The organism is Cupriavidus lacunae (assembly GCF_003353055.1).
Taxonomy (GTDB): Bacteria; Pseudomonadota; Gammaproteobacteria; order Burkholderiales; family Burkholderiaceae; genus Cupriavidus; species Cupriavidus lacunae.
The window spans coordinates 56,696-75,164 of record NZ_QKWJ01000025.1 but is presented as its reverse complement, the minus strand read 5'-3'; the positions used below and the strand labels follow the sequence as shown (position 1 = coordinate 75,164).

Sequence of the window (18,469 nt, the reverse complement as noted above, 5' to 3'; positions counted from 1 at the left end):
CCGGTGCACCAGGCACCGGCTTCAGGGACAGATACTACGCAGCCATCACGACGGCGTCGTCAGTGGGACGATCGCAGGATCAGGCCGTCGCGGGCGCATTGGTCGGCGCCACCGGCGAGCCACCCGAAGGCGTGCTGCCGCCACCGTTCGGGCCCGACGCGCTGCGCGGCGGGCGCGGCGGCTTGCCGGCCATGATGTCGTTGACCTGGTCGGCGTCGATGGTTTCCCACTCCATCAGCGCGTTGGTCATGGCCTCGACCTTGTCACGGTTCTCTTCGAGCAGGCGCTTGGCCAGCGCATATTGCTCGTCGATGATGCGGCGGATCTCGGCGTCGACCTTCTGCTGCGTGGCTTCCGACACGGTCTTCGACGACAGCTTGCCGAACATGCCGTCCTGCTCGGTATCCACGTACACCATGGCACCCAGAGAATCGCTCATGCCGAAGCGGGTCACCATGTCGCGGGCGATCTTGGTGGCGCGCTCGAAGTCGTTGGAAGCGCCGGTGCTCATGGCGTTGAGGAAGACCTCTTCCGCCGCGCGGCCGCCGAAGAGGATGGCAACCTCTTCCAGCATGCTGTCCTTGTACTTCGAATACTTGTCATGCTCCGGCAGCTGCCAGGTCACGCCCAGCGCCCAGCCACGCGGCATGATGGTGACCTTGTGCACCGGGTCGGCCTTGGGCAGCAGCTTGGCCACCACCGCATGGCCCGACTCGTGGTAAGCCGTGGCCCGGCGCTCTTCCTCGCGCATGACCGTCGACTTGCGCTCCGGACCCATATAGATCTTGTCCTTGGCGTCCTCGAAGTCCTGCATGTCGACCACGCGCTTGCTCCGGCGGGCGGCAAACAGTGCAGCTTCGTTGACCAGGTTGGCCAGGTCGGCGCCCGAGAAGCCCGGCGTGCCGCGCGCGATGATCGACGCATCGACATCGTTGCCGATCGGCACCTTGCGCATATGGACCTTCAGGATCTGCTCGCGGCCGCGGATATCCGGCAGGCCCACGTAGACCTGGCGGTCGAAGCGGCCCGGACGCAGCAGCGCCTTGTCCAGCACGTCGGCACGGTTGGTCGCGGCGATCACGATCACGCCCGAGTTGGCCTCGAAGCCGTCCATCTCGACCAGCATCTGGTTCAGGGTCTGCTCGCGCTCGTCGTTGCCGCCGCCCATGCCGGCGCCACGATGGCGGCCGACCGCGTCGATTTCATCGATGAACACGATGCAGGGCGCCTGCTTCTTGGCGTTCTCGAACATGTCGCGCACGCGGGCAGCACCCACGCCGACGAACATTTCGACGAAGTCGGAACCCGAGATGCTGAAGAACGGCACCTTGGCTTCGCCGGCGATGGCGCGCGCCAGCAGCGTCTTGCCGGTACCCGGAGGGCCGACCAGCAGCACGCCGCGCGGGATGCGCCCGCCCAGCTTCTGGAATTTCTGCGGATCCTTGAGGAAGTCGACCAGTTCGACGACTTCTTCCTTGGACTCGTCGCAGCCGGCCACGTCCTGGAACGTGACGGCATTCTGGTTCTCGTCGATCAGGCGCGCACGCGATTTGCCGAATGAGAAAGCGCCGCCTTTTCCGCCACCCTGCATCTGGCGCATCATGTAGAACCAGAACACGATGATCAGCAGGGTCGGCCCGAGGTAATACAGGGCCTGAACCAGCACGTTGGGTTCGTCGTCCGCCTTGCCGGTCACCTGGACGCCGTACTTCATCAGGTCGCCGACCATCCAGATGTCGCCCGGCGAGATGATGGTGTACTTGGCGCCTTCCTTAGGCGAGACCACCAGGTTGCGGCCCTGCACGTCGACACGCGACACCTTGCCGTTCTTGGCGTCATCCATGAACTGCGAATAGGTGACGCTGTCCTGCGCACGGGGCTTGTCGAACTGCTTGAAGACGGTAAACAACACCAGCGCGATCACGAGCCAGATTGCCGCCTTTTGAAACAGGTTGTTATTCAAGGCCGAACTCCTTTGCAATTGCCTTGCCAACGGATAGCTGCATTGTAATGCAGTGCCCGCCCTCGAGGGGAAACAGAGAAACTATGATGCCGATAGCACCGGGTGGGGGCACTTTCCCCTACATTCCTGATTCCGCCCTGGCTTATATCGAGATCGGTCAATCCACCGCCTTGAGGTAGCGCCCAAGGATAAAGGTCTCGGAAGACTTGTCGCGCGACGCCTTAGGCTTGCGCTTCGCGACCACTTTGAAGTGCCGTTTGAACTTTTCCACGATCTGGCTATAGCCGCTCCCGTGGAAACACTTTACCAGCAATGCCCCCTCCGGCTTAAGGTGGGCCTGCGCAAATTCCAGCGCCAGGTCGCACAGGTACTCGATCCGGGCTGCATCGGCAAAGGCTACACCTGACAAGTTGGGGGCCATGTCGGACAAAACAAGGTCGATCTTGTTGCCGCCGGACGCGTCCAGCACCACACTTTCCAGCTCGCGGAAGACCGATTCCTCACGGAAATCGCCCTGGATGAAAGTGACGTCGGCGACAGGCTCCATCGGCAACAGGTCGATCGCCACCACGGCGCCGTCAATCCGGCCGTCCTTGGCCCGGGGCGAGTCCGCCAGCTTGTTGCGGGCGTACTGGCTCCAGCTGCCAGGCGCCGCGCCCAGGTCGACGATCACCTGGCCCGGGCGGATCAGCTTGTCCTGCTCGTCGATCTCCTTGAGCTTGTAGGCCGCGCGGGCGCGATAGCCCTCGCGCTGCGCCATTTTCACGTACGGATCGTTGATGTGGTCGTGCAGCCACGAATGGTTAAACTTGTTCTTTGCCATGCCAGATACCAGCCTGTTCCCTGCTCCGCCCGCCGCTCGGGGCCGCGCACGAAGGTTTTCCTACTGTTTTGATGATTTTGCTGCCCGACAGTGCCGGATTGACGGATAATACGCGCCAATCCGCATCCCGACCGCCGGCGCGCCTTGATCAGCCGCCAGCTTGCCGCCTCCGGCGGCCGTCGGCAGCCTGTTTTTGCCCGACCCGCCGTGTCACGACCGGCGCGGGCTGCAGCGCCCGATTTTCCAGCGCCCCAGCGCTCTATCACTATTTCAAGCGCCCAATACCAGCGCCAACTTATGCCCGCTCTACAACTAGTCCCTGCCCAGCGCTCTGACCTGCGCTCCCGTGCCCATGCCCTGAACCCGGTCGTAATGGTCGGCGCGGAAGGCCTGACCCGTGCCGTGCTGGCCGAAATCGACCGCAGCCTGGCCGCCCACGACCTGATCAAGATCCGCGTGTTCGGCGATGACCGCGAAGCCCGCATCGCCATCTACGAAGAAATCTGCGACCAGCTCAGCGCCGCGCCGATCCAGCATATCGGCAAGCTGCTGGTGGTCTGGCGTCCGGGCGAAGCCCGCCTGAAGGAAAACCAGGCGGAAGACCTCGGCCGCCACACCCCCGCCCGCCGCGGCGGCGCCGCTCCGCGCACGGTGACGGTGAAGAAGCCCAGCGCCGCGCCGAACCGCCGCCCGACCCGCAAGGAAGTCACGGTGCTTGGCAACGAGCGCGTCACGGCCGGCGGTAACGTCAAGCGTTCGCGCGCCCGTCCGACCAGCCAGAAGAAGAAGGCGCTGGGCTGAACGCTGCCAGCTCAAGCATGAAGGGGGCCGCCGCAAGGCGCCCCCGATGCCGGCACGCCACGCCCGTGGCGGTGCCGGCGGCCGGGCTCACTCTCCGGCCGAACGCGGCGCCGAAGCGCGCCACACCAGTGCCAGCGCCAGCAGGCTCTGCAGCAGGTAGAAGGCGCTGGACACGCCGTGCAGCATGCCGAATTGCGCCTTGTAAGGCGACTCCGAAACCCCGACGCCCAGCGCCAGCGCCTTTTCCTTCAGGCCGGCCATGAACGGCTGGGTACCGAAGTAACCCGCCAGCACGCAGCACAGCATGCCCAGCACCAGCCAGCGCAGGCCGCGGTAGCGGTGGGCGCCGCGCCGGATCATCACGTTGCACAGCACCAGTTGCAGCACGCCGATAGTGACACCGACGATGGCCTCTGTATGGAACAGGTGCCCGGCGATCATGCCCGCCGTCTCGCGGCTGGGCAGCACGGAAAACAGCGTCGGCGCCACCATGTAGCCGACGGTCCACAGGCTGCCCGCCCACAGTACCGTCAGCAACAGGAAGATGCGGTGCGGCAGCGGCGGCAGATTGTTATAGGAACTGGAGAACACGAGCCGGTCTTTCCGGTGGCCAGGCAGGCGCAAGCCTGCCGGCCGGGCCGGCGTCAAATATAGCGTACGGTAATGACTTCGTACTCGCGCTCGCCGCCAGGGGCCAGCACGATTGCGACGTCGCCTTCGAACTTGCCGATCAGCGCACGCGCGATGGGCGAGCTGACCGAGATCTTGCCAACGTCGATGTCGGCCTCGTCATCGCCCACGATCTGGTAGCTGACGGGGCTGCCGGACTCCAGGTCTTCCAGGTCCACGGTCGCGCCAAAGACGATGCGGCCGTCGGTATCCAGCTGGGTCGGGTCGATGACCTGCGCGGCCGACAGCTTGGCCTCCACTTCCAGGATGCGGCCTTCGATAAAGGCCTGCTTTTCCTTGGCGGCGTCGTATTCGGCGTTTTCAGACAGGTCGCCCTGGGCGCGCGCTTCCGAGATGGCATTGATCACCGCCGGACGCTCGACAGCCTTCAGGCGCTGCAACTCCTCCTTCAGGAGCTCTGCGCCACGCTTGGTAATCGGAATGGTGCTCATGTCTTCGTTCAACAAAAAAATGAGCCGCAGCGGAGCTGGAGCCATCCCTGGCAAACCCCGCCAGGGCACTTCCGCTCAACCGCGGCTTTCAGACAGGATCGAATGCGGGCAGGCCGCATCGATCGACGAATTTGACGTAGTTTAGGCCAGGAAGCCCGCCGGCAGCAACTCCGGCGGGCTTCCTGGGGTGGCCGGGCGCAGGGCGCCCGGCCTTTTGCGATGTGCCTTCGCCTTACCTTCCGGCCATCAGGCCAGCGAAGCGTGCAGGCTCTGCAGGTCGTAGACCTCCAGGCTCTGCATGTGCTTCAGGCCCTCCACCGCGGCGCGGGCGCCGGCGATGGTGGTGTAGTAAGGAATGCGGTGGGCCAGCGCCGAGGTACGGATCGAGCGCGAATCGGCAATCGCGGTGCGGGTTTCGTCCACGGTGGTGAACACCAGCGCCAGTTCGCCGTTCTTGATCATGTCCACGATATGCGGACGGCCGTCCTTGACCTTGTTGACCACCCTGACCGGGATGCCGGCGGCCTCGATGGCCGACGCGGTGCCGCGGGTGGCAACGATCGGGTAGCCCATGTCGTGCAGCATGCGGGCCACGCCGACGGCGCGCGGCTTGTCGCTGTCCTTCACGGTAATCAGCACGGTGCCCTTCTCGGGCAGGCGCGAACCCGCGGCCAGCTGGCTCTTGAACAGCGCCTCGCCGAAGGCCTTGCCCACGCCCATCACTTCGCCGGTCGAACGCATTTCAGGTCCGAGGACCGGATCGACGCCCGGGAACTTGTTGAACGGGAACACCGCTTCCTTGACGCTGTAGTACGGCGGGATGACTTCTTCGCCGATGCCCTGCTCGTCCAGCGACTGGCCGGCCATGCAGCGCGCGGCGATCTTGGCCAGCTGCATGCCGGTGGCCTTGGACACATACGGCACGGTACGCGAGGCGCGCGGGTTCACTTCCAGCACGTAGACGGTGTCGACACCGTTGTTCTGCTGGATCGCGAACTGCACGTTCATCAGGCCGACCACGCTCAGCCCGTGGGCCATCGCGGCGGTCTGGCGCTTCAGTTCGGCCACGGTCTCGGCCGACAGCGAGTACGGGGGCAGCGAGCAGGCGGAGTCGCCCGAGTGCACGCCGGCCTGCTCGATGTGTTCCATCACGCCGCCGATAAACACGCGCTTGCCGTCGGAGATGGCGTCGACGTCGCACTCGATGGCGTCATTCAGGAAGCGGTCCAGCAGCACCGGGGAGTCGTTCGAGACCTTGACGGCCTCGCGCATGTAGCGCTCGAGGTCGCGCGGCTCATGCACGATTTCCATGGCGCGGCCGCCCAGCACGTATGACGGGCGCACCACCAGCGGGTAGCCGATCTCTTCGGCCAGGCGCAGCGCTTCGTCCTCGGCACGCGCAGTGCGGTTGGGCGGCTGGCGCAGACCCAGCTCCTGCAGCAGCTTCTGGAAGCGCTCGCGGTCTTCGGCCGCATCGATCATGTCGGGGCTGGTGCCGATGATGGGCACGCCGTTGGCTTCCAGGTCCAGCGCCAGCTTCAGCGGGGTCTGGCCGCCGTACTGCACGATCACGCCGACCGGCTTTTCCTTGTCGACGATCTCCAGCACGTCTTCCAGCGTCAGCGGCTCGAAGTACAGGCGGTCCGAGGTGTCATAGTCGGTCGACACGGTTTCCGGGTTGCAGTTGACCATGATGGTCTCGTACCCGTCCTCGCGCAGCGCCAGCGCGGCGTGCACGCAGCAGTAGTCGAACTCGATGCCCTGGCCGATCCGGTTCGGGCCGCCGCCCAGCACCATGATCTTTTTGTTGGTGGTCGGCTGCGCCTCGCACTCGCCATGCTCGGCCTCGTAGGTCGAGTACATGTAGGCGGTGTTGGTGGCGAACTCGGCCGCGCAGGTGTCCACGCGCTTGTAGACCGGGCGCACGTTCTGGGCGATGCGCGCCTCGCGCACTGCCTTGGCATCGGTCTTCATCAGCCTGGCCAGGCGGCGGTCCGAGAAGCCCTTCTGCTTCAGGTAGCGCAGCTCGGCAGTCGACAGGCTGTCCAGCGTGCGCGACTTGACCAGGCCTTCGGTCTTGACGATGTCTTCGATCTGGGCCAGGAACCAGGGGTCGATGTCGGTCTCGGCATGGACCTCTTCCAGCGACATGCCCAGGCGGAACGCGTCGCCCACGTACCAGATGCGGTCGGGGCCGGCTTCGCCGATTTCCTCGACGACCTCATCACGGTCCGACGACTTTTCGTCCAGGCCGTCGACGCCGACTTCCAGGCCGCGCAGGGCCTTCTGGAACGATTCCTGGAAGGTGCGGCCCATGGCCATCACCTCGCCCACCGACTTCATCTGGGTGGTCAGGTGGCTGTCGGCCTGCGGGAATTTCTCGAAGGCGAAGCGCGGCACCTTGGTGACCACGTAGTCGATCGAGGGCTCGAACGAGGCCGGGGTCGCGCCGCCGGTGATCTCGTTCTTCAGCTCATCCAGCGTGTAGCCCACGGCCAGCTTGGCCGCGACCTTGGCGATCGGGAAGCCGGTGGCCTTGGACGCCAGCGCCGACGAACGCGACACGCGCGGGTTCATCTCGATGACGATCATGCGACCGTCCTTCGGGTTGATCGAGAACTGCACGTTGGAGCCGCCGGTATCGACGCCGATCTCGCGCAGCACGGCCAGCGAGGCGTTGCGCAGGATCTGGTATTCCTTGTCGGTCAGGGTCTGGGCCGGGGCCACGGTGATCGAGTCGCCGGTGTGGATGCCCATCGGGTCCAGGTTCTCGATCGAGCAGATGATGATGCAGTTGTCCTTCTTGTCGCGGACCACTTCCATTTCATACTCTTTCCAGCCCAGCAGCGACTCTTCGATCAGCAGTTCGCGCGTCGGCGACAGGTCCAGGCCGCGCTTGCAGATCTCTTCGAATTCTTCGCGGTTGTAGGCAATGCCACCGCCGCTGCCACCCAGCGTGAACGACGGGCGGATCACGATCGGGTAGCCGCCCGAGCCGGTTTCCTGGGCAATGCGCGACTGCACGGCCATGGCTTCGTCCATCGAGTGGGCGATGCCCGACTTGGCCGAACCCAGACCGATCTTGGTCATGGCGTCCTTGAACTTCTGGCGGTCCTCGGCCTTGTCGATGGCTTCCGGCGACGCGCCGATCAGCTCCACCTTGTACTTGTCCAGCACGCCATGGCGATGCAGGTCCAGCGCGCAGTTCAGCGCGGTCTGGCCGCCCATGGTCGGCAGGATCGCATCAGGACGCTCCTTCTCGATGATGCGCTCGACCACTTCCCAGGTGATCGGCTCGATGTAGGTCACATCGGCCGTGTTGGGATCGGTCATGATGGTCGCCGGGTTGGAGTTGACCAGGATGACCTTGAAGCCTTCCTCGCGCAGCGCCTTGCAGGCCTGGGCGCCGGAGTAGTCGAACTCGCACGCCTGGCCGATGATGATGGGGCCCGCGCCGATGATCAGGATGCTCTTGATGTCTGTGCGTTTTGGCATTGCACGCTCTCTTTATGGGCCGGTCCGCCTTGCCTGCGGACCGCGCCGGTAATCAGGGAATCCGTCCGGATTCAAAAATATCGTCTTGCTCAGTTCATCGTGGCCGTCGCCAGCTTGGCGCCGAAGCCGATGAACATCGCGCCTACCCCGCTGGACATGCCGGCCGACAGCCGGCGGCGGCGCCGGAACGCTTCGGCCAGCTTCGCCCCCACGAAGATGATCGTGGTCAGGTAGGCAAAGCTGCAGATCTGGCACACCAGCCCCAGCACGCCGAACGACAGCACCGGGTACGCAAAGGCCGGGTCGACGAACTGGATGAAGAACGAGATGAAGAACAGGATCGCCTTCGGGTTCAGCAGGCTGATCAGCAGCGCCTTGCGGAACGGGTCGGACTGGTCCGGCGCAGGTGCGCTCGCCGTGGCAGGCGCGGCTTCGCCGCGCGCCGCCCAGTTGCGCAGCGCGCCGCGCAGCATGTTGAACCCGATCCACGCCAGGTAGGCCGCGCCGATGTACTTCACCACATAGAACAGCGCCGGGCTGGCCTTGAGCAGCGAGGCCACGCCCGCCGCCGACAGCACCATCAGCACGAAGTCGCCCAGGAACACCCCGCACGCGCCCTTGTAGCCGGCGCGCACGCCGCGCTGCGCCGCCACCGACAGCACGTACATCGAGTTCGGCCCCGGCAGCAGCACGATGAAGATCGTGCCCAGCACATAGGTCCAGAAATCGGTGATGCCGAAAGCGGTATGCATGAAGGCGTTCATGGGATGTCCCGGTGTCTGCGCTGTTCCCGGCTGCGCTTACTTGCGCGCGTCGGTCATCAGCTGGATAAAGCGGTCGAACAGGTAGGCCACGTCGTTCGGGCCGGGCGACGCTTCCGGGTGACCCTGGAAGCAGAACGCCGGCTTGTCGGTCAGCGCGAAACCCTGCAGCGAACCGTCGAACAGCGACTTGTGCGTGACGCGCACGTTCGACGGCAGCGTGTCGGCGTCGACCGCGAAACCGTGGTTCTGCGACGTGATCACCACGCGGCCGTCGTCCAGGTCCTTGACCGGGTGGTTGGCGCCGTGGTGGCCGAACTTCATCTTCAGGGTCTTGGCGCCGACGGCCAGGGCCATGATCTGGTGGCCCAGGCAGATGCCGAACGTGGGGATGCCGCGCTCGATGAACTCTCGCGTGGCGGCGATGGCGTAGTCGCACGGCTCGGGGTCGCCGGGGCCGTTGGACAGGAACACGCCGTCCGGATTCAGCGCCAGCGCGTCGGCGGCGCTTGCCTGGGCGGGCAGCACCGTGACCTTGCAACCGCGCTCGGCCAGCATGCGCAGGATGTTGAACTTGACGCCGTAGTCAAAGGCGACCACGTGGAACTGCGGCTTGTCCTGCTTGCCGTAGCCTTCGCCCAGCTTCCATTCGGACTGGGTCCACTGGTACGGTTCCTTGACCGAAACCACCTTGGCCAGGTCCATGCCGGCCAGGCCGGGGAACGAGCGGGCCAGGTCGATGGCCTTCTGGACATTGTCTTCGCCGGCCAGGATGCAGCCGTTCTGGGCACCCTTCTCGCGCAGGATACGGGTCAGCTTGCGCGTATCGATGCCGGCGATGGCCACCACCTTTTCTTGCTTCAGGTAGTGGGCAAGGGTGTGCTCCTTGCGGAAGTTCGAGGCCAGGATCGGCAGATCCTTGATGATCAGGCCGGCGGCATGGACTTTCGTGGCTTCGACATCCTCAGGATTGACCCCGTAGTTACCGATATGCGGATACGTCAGGGTGACGATCTGCCGGGAGTAACTCGGGTCGGTGAGGATTTCCTGGTAACCGGTGATGGCGGTGTTGAACACCACTTCACCAATGGTATGGCCGGAAGCGCCAATGGAATAGCCACGAAAGACCGTGCCGTCTGCTAGCGCGAGAATGGCGGACGGAAAAGACGGTAACACGGGTAGGCTCCTGCTGGACTCACCCCGTGACCGACCAATCGACGCCTCGTGCCTCCCAGGCTGGATCCGTGACGGCGGCAGCGGCATTGCGCCGATGCGGTCGGATCCGGTCGCGACATGCTCTTTGCTTCACATTTAGTGCGGGCAGCAAAGGCGGCGCGGATGGGGGCGGCGGAAGGTGGAAAGCGGTAGGCGCTAGGGTGAAGGGTTCTGAAAGCGAAACTTTCGAATTATATCCCGCGCCACCCAATTTCTCAAGTTTTCAAGGACTTGCGCGCGGCAGGGCGGCAGCGCCGCCACGCCGGCGGCTGCCGCCCTGCCCTGCGCCTGCTGCGTTACGCCTGCGGCGGCACGACCGCCGTGACCTCGATTTCCACCTTGGCGCGCGGCTCCACCAGGTCCGCGACCTCGACCGCCGTCATCGCCGGGAAGTGGCGTCCGATAATGGCCCGGTAATGTTCGCCGATCGCCCTGTAGGCACCGACATATTCCGCCTTGTCCTTCACATACCAGGTCATGCGCACGATATGTTCCGGCCGCGCGTCGCCGGCCGCCAGCACGGCGACCACATTGCGCAGCGCCTGCGCCACCTGCAGGCCGAAGTCGTCGGTCTCGAATTCACATTTGCCGGTCCAGCCGATCTGGCCGCCGACAAAGAGCAGGCGGCTGCCGACCTGCATTTCGGTCATGGTGCCGTTGGCGTAGCCGCGCGGGGGTGCCCAGTCGGGCGGTTGCAGGATCTTCATGATGTGTTCCTGTTGATAGCTTTATGGATGAATGGAGTCCGGGACTCAGGCCGTGGCGACCAGATAGGCCGACATGGCCGCGCGCACGGCATCGGGCAACGGCTGCGGAGCAATCGAGCCGGTATCGACGCAGACCAGCCGCTGCGTCACTTCCATGCGGGTATCGTCATGCGGGCCGGCGAAGCGGATCGCAAGGGTAAAGCTGGACTGGCCCAGCTTCAGCACGCGCAGTTCGCGCGTCAGCACCTCACCCAGGCGACTGGGTGCCAGGAAGCGGCACTCCAGTTCGGCGGTCGGCACGCCGGCGCGGCCCTCGCCGTGCATGACATCGAAGGGCCAGCCCAAGGCCTCGCCGAACCAGTCTTCGATCAGGTCGTTGAGCATCTCGAAGTAGCGCGGGTAGAACACGATGCCCGCGGCGTCGCAGTGCTTGAAGCGCACCAGCACGGTGCTGCGGAACACGGGGCTCATGGCTTCCCCGCGCCGTTGCTGTTACGACCGTTGCCGTTGCCCTGCTCCGCCATCTGCCGCAGCCGGAAGCGCTGCAGCTTGCCGGTCTCGGTGCGCGGCAGCGCCGTCACGAACACGATGCGGCGCGGATACTTGTAGGGCGCGATCCGGCGCTTGACGTAGTCCTGCAGCGCGGTGCGCGTGGCGTCGTCCGCGGCCGTGCCCTCGCGCAGCACCACATAGGCGGTGACCACCTGCCCGCGCTCATCGTCGGGTGCGCCGATCACGCCGCATTCGGCAACGGCCTCATGCTGCATCAGTGCGCTCTCCACCTCCGGCCCGGCGATGTTGTAGCCGGCCGAGATAATCATGTCGTCCGAGCGCGCCTGGTAGAAGTAATAGCCATCCTCGTCGACTACGAAGGTATCGCCCGGCAGGTTCCAGCCCGCTTTCACATAGTTGGCCTGCCGCGGATCGTCCAGGTAGCGGCAGCCGGTCGGCCCCTGCACCGCCAGCTTGCCGACCTGGCCCGGCGGCAAGGGCTGCATGTTCTCGTCGACGATCTGCGCTACATAGCCCGGCACCACGCGCCCGATTGCGCCGGGCTTCACGTCGGCGCCGGCGCTGGAGATAAAGATATGCATCATCTCGGTGCCGCCGATGCCGTCGGTCATCTCGATGCCGGTGGCCGCCTTCCAGCTCTGGCGCGTGGCGTCGGGCAGGGCCTCGCCGGCCGACACGCTCTTCTTCAGGCTGGACAGGTCATAGCGCGGGGCCAGCGCTGCCATCTGCCGGTAGAAGGTCGGCGCGGTAAAGACAATGGTGGCGCGGAAATCCTGGATCAGTTCCAGCAACATCTCAGGCGACAGTTTCTCCGCCAGCACTGTGCTGGCGCCGATGCGCAGCGGGAAACACAGCATGCCGCCCAGCCCGAAGGTGAAGGCGATCGGCGGCGTGCCGCAGAATACGTCGTCCGGCTGCGGGCGCAGCACCTGGCGCGGGAACAGGTCGCACATGGCCAGCACGTCGCGGTGGAAATGCATGGTGCCCTTGGGCTGGCCAGTGGTGCCGCTGGTGAAGGCGATCAGACAGACATCGTCGCTGGCGGTGTCGCAGGCGTCGAAGGTCTCCGGCTTGCCCGCCATCGCCGCCTCCAGCGAACCCTCGCCTTCACCGTTGAAGTACAGCGCGCGTGCCAGGCTCGGGCAATGGAACTCGCCGCCTGCCAGCTGGTTGGCATCGAGTTCCTCGCGCAGCCGCGCATCGCACAGTGCGGCGCTGACCTGGGCCTTGTCGATGATCTGCTTCAGTTCCTTGGCGCGCAGCAACGGCATGGTCGGCACCGCGATCAGGCCCGCCTTGAGCGTGGCCAGCCAGCTGGCGGCCATCATCAGGTTGTTGGGCCCGCGCAGCAGCACCCGGTTGCCGGGCACCAGCTTCATGTCCTCGACCAGCACATGGGCGATGCGGCTCACCAGCGCCGCCAATTGCGCATACGTGATTGTCTCGATCTTGCCGTCGCGGCGATGGCGGACGGCGATGCGCTCGCCGCGGCCTTCGCGCACATGGCGATCGACCAGCTCCACCGCGGCGTTCATCCGCTCCGGGTAGTCGGTATCGGCATTGAAGCGGAACACCGGCCACGTGTCGGGCGGCGGCAGGCGGTCGCGCGCGAAGGTATCCAGGTGGGCTGTGGTCGCCATGACTTATCTCCTGTCTGCTCTGTATCGGTACGGCAGTTCGTGGGTAGCGTGCGGGCGCGTCAGGCCTTGCGCCCGGCCAGCGTCTCGCGCGCGATGATCAGCTTCTGCACTTCGGTGGCGCCCTCATAGATGCGCAGCGAGCGGATCTCGCGGTACAGGCTCTCCACCCGCGTGCCGACCTTGACGCCCAGGCCGCCGAACATCTGCACCGCGCGGTCGATCACCTGCTGGGCGTTCTCGGTCGCCACCATCTTGGCCATGGCCGCCTCGCGCGTGGTGCGCTGGCCCTTGACATCGCGCAGCCAGGCCGCGCGGTAGGTCAGCAGCGCCGCGGCGTCGATGGCGGTGGCCATGTCGCCGATGGCTGCCTGGGTCAGCTGCAGGTCGGCCAGCACGCCGCCGAACATCGGGCGGGCGCAGGCACGCGCCAGCGCGTCGTCCAGCGCGGCACGGCCGAAGCCCAGCGCAGCCGCTGCCACCGAGGCACGGAAGATGTCGAGCGTCATCATCGCCACCTTGAAGCCCTGCCCCGCCTCGCCCAGCCGGTTGCCCACCGGCACGCGGCAGTTGTCGAAACGCAGCGTGGCCAGCGGATGCGGCGCCATCACGTCGATGCGCTCGGCAATGCTCAGGCCCGGCGTATCCGCATCGACCACGAAAGCAGAAATGCCGCGCGCGCCCGGCGCCTCGCCGGTGCGCACGAACACGCAGTAGAAATCGGCGATGCCGCCATTGGAGATCCAGGTCTTGGCGCCATCGATCAAATAGTGGCTGCCGTCATCCGACAGCCGTGCGCTGCACTGCATCGCGGCGACATCGGAGCCGGCTTCCGGCTCCGACAGCGCGAACGCGGCGATGGCTTCACCACGGGCCACGCGCGGCAGGTAATGCGCGCGCAGCGCGTCGCTGCCCGCCAGCGAGATCGCACCCGAGCCCAGCCCCTGCATGGCAAAGGCAAAATCGGCCAGGCCATCATGGCGCGCCAGCGTCTCGCGCAGCAGGCACAGCGAGCGCGAATCCAGCGCCGGCAGCGCGCCGCCGTGCGCGGCCGGCACGCAGTAGCGCAGCCAGCCAGCCTCACCGAGTTGCCGCACCAGCGCGCGGCAGGCGGCATCGGTATCGCTGTGGTCGACATGCAGGTGCTGCGCGCACCAGGCGTCGAGTTCGCGCTCGAGCGTGCGGTGCGCGTCGTCGAACAGCGGAAGGTCCAGATAGGTCTTGTCAGACATGGCGCTTCAGTCCCCTTCGAACACCGGCTTCGTCTTCGCGACGAAGGCCTCGTAGGCGCGGCGGAAGTCGCGCGTCTGCATGCAGATGGCCTGGGCTTCGGCCTCGGCTTCGATGGCCTCGTCCAGCCCCATGTTCCATTCCTGGTGCAGCAGTTTCTTGGTCACGCCGTGCGCAAAGGTCGGGCCGGCGGCCAGTTGCGCGGCCAGCGCCTGCGCCTGGGCCAGCACCGCTTCGGACGGGTGCAGCGCATTGAAGAAGCCCCACTGCAGGCCCTCTTCGGCGCTCATCGAGCGGCCGGTGTAGAGCAGCTCGCTGGCGCGCCCCTGCCCGATCACGCGCGGCAGCAGCGTGCACGCGCCCATGTCGGCGCCGGCCAGGCCGACGCGCGTGAACAGGAACGCGGTCTTGGCCTGCGCCGTGCCTAGGCGCATGTCGGAGGCCAGCGCCATCATCGCGCCGGCACCGGCGCAGATGCCGTCGACCGCGCTCACCACCGGCTGCGGGCAGGCGCGCATCGCCTTGACCAGGTCACCGGTCATGCGCGTGAAGTCGAGCAGCTCCGGCATGGTCATGCGCGTCAGCGGGCCGATGATCTCGTGCACGTCGCCGCCCGAGCAATAGTTGCCGCCGGCGCCGGTCACCACCACCGTCTTGATATCGCTGGCGTAGCACAGCCCGCGGAACAGGTCGCGCAGCTCGGCGTAGGAATCGAAGGTCAGCGGGTTCTTGCGCTCCGGCCGGTTCAGCGTCACGGTGCCGACCTTGCCGTCGCCGGACACCGACCACAGGAAGTGCTTCGGCTCATAGCCGGCAAAGCTGCGCTTGTGGTGGCGCATGTCGAGTGCGATTTCTGTCATGGGTTTCTCTCGTTGTCTGTTGCAGTCGGTCTGGTTCAGCCCGCCATCACTTCGCCGCCGGCGACGGGGATCGCCTGCCCGGTGATCGCGCCCGCGGACGGCTGGCACAGCCAGGCCACCGCGTCGGCCACTTCCTCGGGCTGCACCAGCCGGCGTTGCGGGTTGCGCGCGGCCAGTTCGGCGCGCGCCTGTTCCTCGGTGCGGCCGGTCTTGCCGACGATATTGGCCACCGCGTCGCGCACGATGTCGGTTTCGGTATAGCCCGGGCAGACCGCGTTGACGGTCACGCCCCGGGCCGCGGTTTCCAGCGCCAGCGCGCGCGTCAGGCCGATCACGCCATGCTTGGCCGCGCAGTAAGCGCTGACGTAGCCGTAGCCGATCAGTCCCGCCGTGCTGGCCACGTTGACGATGCGGCCCCAGCCCGCGTCAAGCATCGCCGGCAGCGCCGCCTGCGTGCACAGGAAGGTGCCGGTCAGGTTCACATCCAGCATGCGCCGCCACAGCGCGGCATCGGTCTTCAGGAACGGTGCGCTGTGCGCCTGGCCGGCGTTGTTGACCAGCATCGACACCGGACCGGCCTGCTCCGCGGCGCTGGCAAAGGCGCGCGCCACGCTGTCGGCATCGGCAATATCGGCCGTGACAAAGGAGACCACGGCGCCCGCGGGAGCAACCTCACGCAGCGCTTGCACGGTCGCCTGCAACGCGCCGGCATCGCGGCCCAGCAGCGTCACGCTGGCGCCATCGGCCAGCAGCCGGTGCGCGATCGCCGCGCCGATGCCGCGCCCGCCGCCGGTGACCAGCGCGTGGCGCCCTGACAATGAAGCCGTGCTGCGCGTCATGCCTGCTTCCCCTGCGCCGCGGCGCGTTCCAGGTTGGTTTCGAGTTGCCGCTTGCCGGCCTGGTACTGCTTGGGCCAGGCGATATCGCGGTAGCCGATGCGCGCCGCTTCCTGCAGCGTCCAGGCCGGGTTGGCCAGGTGCGGCCGCGCGATCGCGCACAGGTCGGCGCGGCCCGCGGCGATGATCGAGTCGACATGGTCGGCCTCGGAGATCGCGCCCACGGCGATGGTGGCGATGCCGGCCTCGTTGCGGATGCGGTCCGCGAACGGGGTCTGGTACATGCGGCCATAGACCGGTGCCTGGTCCGGGCTGACCTGCCCGGACGAGCAGTCGATCATGTCGGCGCCGGCGGCCTTGAAGGCGCGCGCGATCTCGACCGCATCGTCGGGAGTGATGCCGCCATCGACCCAGTCGTGCGCGGAGATCCGCACCGACATCGGCTTGTCTTGCGGCCACACCGCGCGCACCGCGGCAAACACCTCGAGCGGATAGCGCAGCCGCGCCGCCAGCGAGCCGCCGTATTCGTCCTCACGCGTATTGGTCAGCGGCGAGATAAAGCTCGACAGCAGGTAGCCGTGCGCGCAGTGCAGTTCCAGCCAGTCGAAGCCGGCCTCCGCGGCGCGGCGCGCGCTGGCGACGAAGTCATCGCGCACGCGGTCCATGTCTGCGCGCGTCATCTCGCGCGGGGTCTGCGATTCGCCCGGCAGGTAAGGCAGCGGCGAGGCCGAGATCACGGGCCAGTTGCCCTCGGGCAACGGATGGTCCATGGCCTCCCAGCCGAGCTGCGTCGAACCCTTGCGGCCCGAGTGGCCGATCTGCATGGCGATGCGCGCATCGCTGCTGGCATGCACGAAGTCGACAATGCGCCGCCAGGCGTCGCGCTGTGCGTCGTTCCACAAACCCGGGCATCCCGGCGTGATGCGCGCATCGGGCGACACGCAGGTCATCTCCGCCACCACCATGCCGGCACCGCCGAGCGCGCGCGAGCCCAGGTGGACCAGGTGGAAGTCGCCCGGCACGCCGTCGGTGCACGAGTACATTGCCATTGGCGACACCACCACGCGGTTCTTCAGCGTGACCCCGCGCATGCGAAACGGCGTGAACATCGGCGGCAGCAGCTGCTGCTCACGCAACTGCAGGCTGTCCGCCGGCACGCCGGCCTGCTGCCCCAGCCAGTGCTCGAACTGCGCCACGTAGTCAGCGTCGCGCACGCGCAGGTTCTCGTGCGAGATGCGCTGCGAGCGGGTCAGCAGCGAGTAGGCAAACTGCTCCGGCGGCAGGCTGCCGGCATAGCGCTCGACGTTCTCGAACCATTCGGTCGAATTGCGCGCCGCGTTCTGGATCTTCAGCACTTCCACGCCGCGCGTGGCTTCGTAGCGCGACAGTGCATCGGGCAAGCCGTCGTGGCCCCTGCCACGAATTTCTTCGGCGAGGTCGATGGCATCTTCCAGCGCCAGCTTGGTGCCCGAGCCGATCGAGAAATGCGCGGTGTGCGCGGCATCGCCCATCAGCACCACCGGCACGCGGCGGCCGTCGGGCAAGGTGTTCCAGTGCACCCACTGCCGGCAGATCACGCGCGGGAAGCGGATCCAGATCGCCGAGCCGCGCAGGTGCGCCGCATTGGTGATCAGCTTGTTGCCGTCGAGGTAGCGCGCGAACAGGCGCTCGCAATAGGCCACGCCCTCTTCCTGGCTCATCTGCTCGATGCCCGCGGCGCGCCAGACCGATTCCGGCGCCTCGACGATAAAGGTCGAGGTGCTGTCGTCAAAGCGGTAGGCGTGCGCCTGGAACCAGCCGTGCTCGGTCTTCTCGAAGGCAAAGGTGAAGGCGTCGAAGAGCTTGCGCGTGCCGAGCCAGACAAAGCGGCACTGGCGCGTATCGATATCCGGCTGGAACGTGTCGGCGTAGCGGCTGCGGATGCGGCTGTTCAGGCCGTCCGAGGCAATCACCAGGTCGGCCTGGTATTGCATCGCCAGCGCCTGGTCGTCGGACACGTCGGTCTCGAACACCAGTTTCACGCCCAGCGCCTCGCAGCGCGCCTGCAGGATATTGAGCAGGCGCTTGCGGCCGATGCCGATAAAGCCATGGCCGCCGGAGCGGATGGTGCGCCCGCCGATATGGATGTCGATATCGTCCCAGTGGTTGAAGGCCGCGTTGATCTCGGCGGCGCTGACCGGATCGGCTTCCTTCAGGTTGTCCATGGTGGCGTCGGAGAACACCACGCCCCAGCCGAAGGTGTCATAGGGCCGGTTGCGCTCGACCACGATGACCTCGTTGGCCGCGTCCTGCAGCTTCATCAGAAGTCCGAAGTACAGGCCTGACGGGCCACCACCAATACAAAGCACTCGCATTTTTTGCCTCCTGCCGGCTGCGCCGCGGCACCCTGGCCGGGGCGGCATCGTGATCTACATCATGTTTAAATATTTTATGCCTAAAATATTAGTCTGCATCACGACCGATAGCAAGGACGCGATGCAGTGTGCCGCGCAAGGCACCTCCATCGC

General features: G+C 66.2%; 15 protein-coding genes. 1 reads left to right on the top strand and 14 read right to left on the bottom strand.

Going from position 1 to position 18,469, the window contains the following annotated elements:
• Positions 1-79: 79 nt before the first annotated feature.
• The gene (gene ftsH / locus DN412_RS20290) at positions 80-1,963 is read right to left on the bottom strand and encodes an ATP-dependent zinc metalloprotease FtsH (protein WP_078196995.1); all 1,884 of its coding nucleotides are present in this window, start codon (positions 1,961-1,963) and stop codon (positions 80-82) included.
• A 157-nt stretch (positions 1,964-2,120) separates the two neighbouring features.
• Positions 2,121-2,786 (bottom strand): RlmE family RNA methyltransferase, encoded by a 666-nt coding sequence (locus DN412_RS20285; protein WP_010814316.1) that lies wholly within the window; start codon positions 2,784-2,786, stop codon positions 2,121-2,123.
• Positions 2,787-3,083: 297 nt separating this feature from the next.
• Between DN412_RS20285 and DN412_RS20280 the strand changes: the two genes are divergently transcribed.
• Positions 3,084-3,587 (top strand): YhbY family RNA-binding protein, encoded by a 504-nt coding sequence (locus tag DN412_RS20280; RefSeq protein WP_018007828.1) that lies wholly within the window; start codon positions 3,084-3,086, stop codon positions 3,585-3,587.
• Positions 3,588-3,674: 87 nt separating this feature from the next.
• On the opposite strand, the gene DN412_RS20275 is transcribed toward DN412_RS20280, so the two are convergent.
• The 12 genes from DN412_RS20275 to DN412_RS20220 form a co-directional block, all read right to left on the bottom strand.
• A complete protein-coding gene (locus DN412_RS20275; RefSeq protein WP_115213221.1) occupies positions 3,675-4,178 on the bottom strand; it encodes a DUF4149 domain-containing protein in 504 nt (167 codons plus the stop codon).
• Positions 4,179-4,231: 53 nt separating this feature from the next.
• The gene (gene greA / locus DN412_RS20270) at positions 4,232-4,708 is read right to left on the bottom strand and encodes a transcription elongation factor GreA (RefSeq protein WP_115213220.1); all 477 of its coding nucleotides are present in this window, start codon (positions 4,706-4,708) and stop codon (positions 4,232-4,234) included.
• A 246-nt stretch (positions 4,709-4,954) separates the two neighbouring features.
• Positions 4,955-8,203 (bottom strand): carbamoyl-phosphate synthase large subunit, encoded by a 3,249-nt coding sequence (gene carB, locus DN412_RS20265; protein ID WP_078197000.1) that lies wholly within the window; start codon positions 8,201-8,203, stop codon positions 4,955-4,957.
• 89 nt (positions 8,204-8,292) lie between these two features.
• Positions 8,293-8,967 (bottom strand): leucine efflux protein LeuE, encoded by a 675-nt coding sequence (leuE, locus tag DN412_RS20260; RefSeq protein ID WP_078197001.1) that lies wholly within the window; start codon positions 8,965-8,967, stop codon positions 8,293-8,295.
• A gap of 36 nt (positions 8,968-9,003) precedes the next feature.
• Positions 9,004-10,140, bottom strand: coding sequence for a glutamine-hydrolyzing carbamoyl-phosphate synthase small subunit (carA, locus tag DN412_RS20255; protein WP_078197002.1), 1,137 nt, complete (start codon positions 10,138-10,140; stop codon positions 9,004-9,006).
• 335 nt (positions 10,141-10,475) lie between these two features.
• Entirely contained in the window at positions 10,476-10,886 is a 411-nt protein-coding gene (locus DN412_RS20250; protein WP_078197003.1) for a RidA family protein, read from the bottom strand.
• 45 nt (positions 10,887-10,931) lie between these two features.
• Positions 10,932-11,357, bottom strand: coding sequence for an acyl-CoA thioesterase (locus DN412_RS20245; protein ID WP_078197004.1), 426 nt, complete (start codon positions 11,355-11,357; stop codon positions 10,932-10,934).
• Positions 11,354-13,039 carry an AMP-binding protein gene (locus DN412_RS20240; protein ID WP_115213219.1) on the bottom strand — a complete coding sequence of 562 codons (1,686 nt, stop codon included), beginning with the start codon at positions 13,037-13,039 and terminating at the stop codon, positions 11,354-11,356. Before DN412_RS20240 ends, DN412_RS20245 begins: the two co-directional genes overlap by 4 nt.
• A 59-nt stretch (positions 13,040-13,098) precedes the next feature.
• Positions 13,099-14,268 (bottom strand): acyl-CoA dehydrogenase family protein, encoded by a 1,170-nt coding sequence (locus DN412_RS20235; protein WP_115213218.1) that lies wholly within the window; start codon positions 14,266-14,268, stop codon positions 13,099-13,101.
• Between the two features lie 6 nt (positions 14,269-14,274).
• Complete coding sequence (locus tag DN412_RS20230) at positions 14,275-15,126, bottom strand: enoyl-CoA hydratase family protein (RefSeq protein ID WP_115213217.1); 852 nt, start codon at positions 15,124-15,126, stop codon at positions 14,275-14,277.
• 35 nt (positions 15,127-15,161) lie between these two features.
• Positions 15,162-15,965 (bottom strand): SDR family NAD(P)-dependent oxidoreductase, encoded by an 804-nt coding sequence (locus DN412_RS20225; RefSeq protein ID WP_115213216.1) that lies wholly within the window; start codon positions 15,963-15,965, stop codon positions 15,162-15,164.
• Positions 15,962-18,316: a bifunctional salicylyl-CoA 5-hydroxylase/oxidoreductase gene (locus DN412_RS20220; RefSeq protein ID WP_115213215.1), complete on the bottom strand. Its 2,355-nt coding sequence runs from the start codon at positions 18,314-18,316 to the stop codon at positions 15,962-15,964. Before DN412_RS20220 ends, DN412_RS20225 begins: the two co-directional genes overlap by 4 nt.
• Between the last annotated feature and the right edge of the window lie 153 nt (positions 18,317-18,469).

Excerpts from the sequence above, each read along its gene's own strand:
- DN412_RS20245 (WP_078197004.1), bottom strand. The coding sequence starts at position 11,357 with ATGAGCCCCGTGTTCCGCAGCACCGTGCTGGTGCGCTTCAAGCACTGC.
- DN412_RS20220 (WP_115213215.1), bottom strand. The coding sequence starts at position 18,316 with ATGCGAGTGCTTTGTATTGGTGGTGGCCCGTCAGGCCTGTACTTCGGA.
- DN412_RS20280 (WP_018007828.1), top strand. The coding sequence starts at position 3,084 with ATGCCCGCTCTACAACTAGTCCCTGCCCAGCGCTCTGACCTGCGCTCC.
- DN412_RS20240 (WP_115213219.1), bottom strand. The coding sequence starts at position 13,039 with ATGGCGACCACAGCCCACCTGGATACCTTCGCGCGCGACCGCCTGCCG.
- DN412_RS20250 (WP_078197003.1), bottom strand. The coding sequence starts at position 10,886 with ATGAAGATCCTGCAACCGCCCGACTGGGCACCCCCGCGCGGCTACGCC.
- greA (WP_115213220.1), bottom strand. The coding sequence starts at position 4,708 with ATGAGCACCATTCCGATTACCAAGCGTGGCGCAGAGCTCCTGAAGGAG.
- DN412_RS20285 (WP_010814316.1), bottom strand. The coding sequence starts at position 2,786 with ATGGCAAAGAACAAGTTTAACCATTCGTGGCTGCACGACCACATCAAC.
- leuE (WP_078197001.1), bottom strand. The coding sequence starts at position 8,967 with ATGAACGCCTTCATGCATACCGCTTTCGGCATCACCGATTTCTGGACC.
- carB (WP_078197000.1), bottom strand. The coding sequence starts at position 8,203 with ATGCCAAAACGCACAGACATCAAGAGCATCCTGATCATCGGCGCGGGC.
- DN412_RS20235 (WP_115213218.1), bottom strand. The coding sequence starts at position 14,268 with ATGTCTGACAAGACCTATCTGGACCTTCCGCTGTTCGACGACGCGCAC.
- DN412_RS20230 (WP_115213217.1), bottom strand. The coding sequence starts at position 15,126 with ATGACAGAAATCGCACTCGACATGCGCCACCACAAGCGCAGCTTTGCC.
- DN412_RS20225 (WP_115213216.1), bottom strand. The coding sequence starts at position 15,965 with ATGACGCGCAGCACGGCTTCATTGTCAGGGCGCCACGCGCTGGTCACC.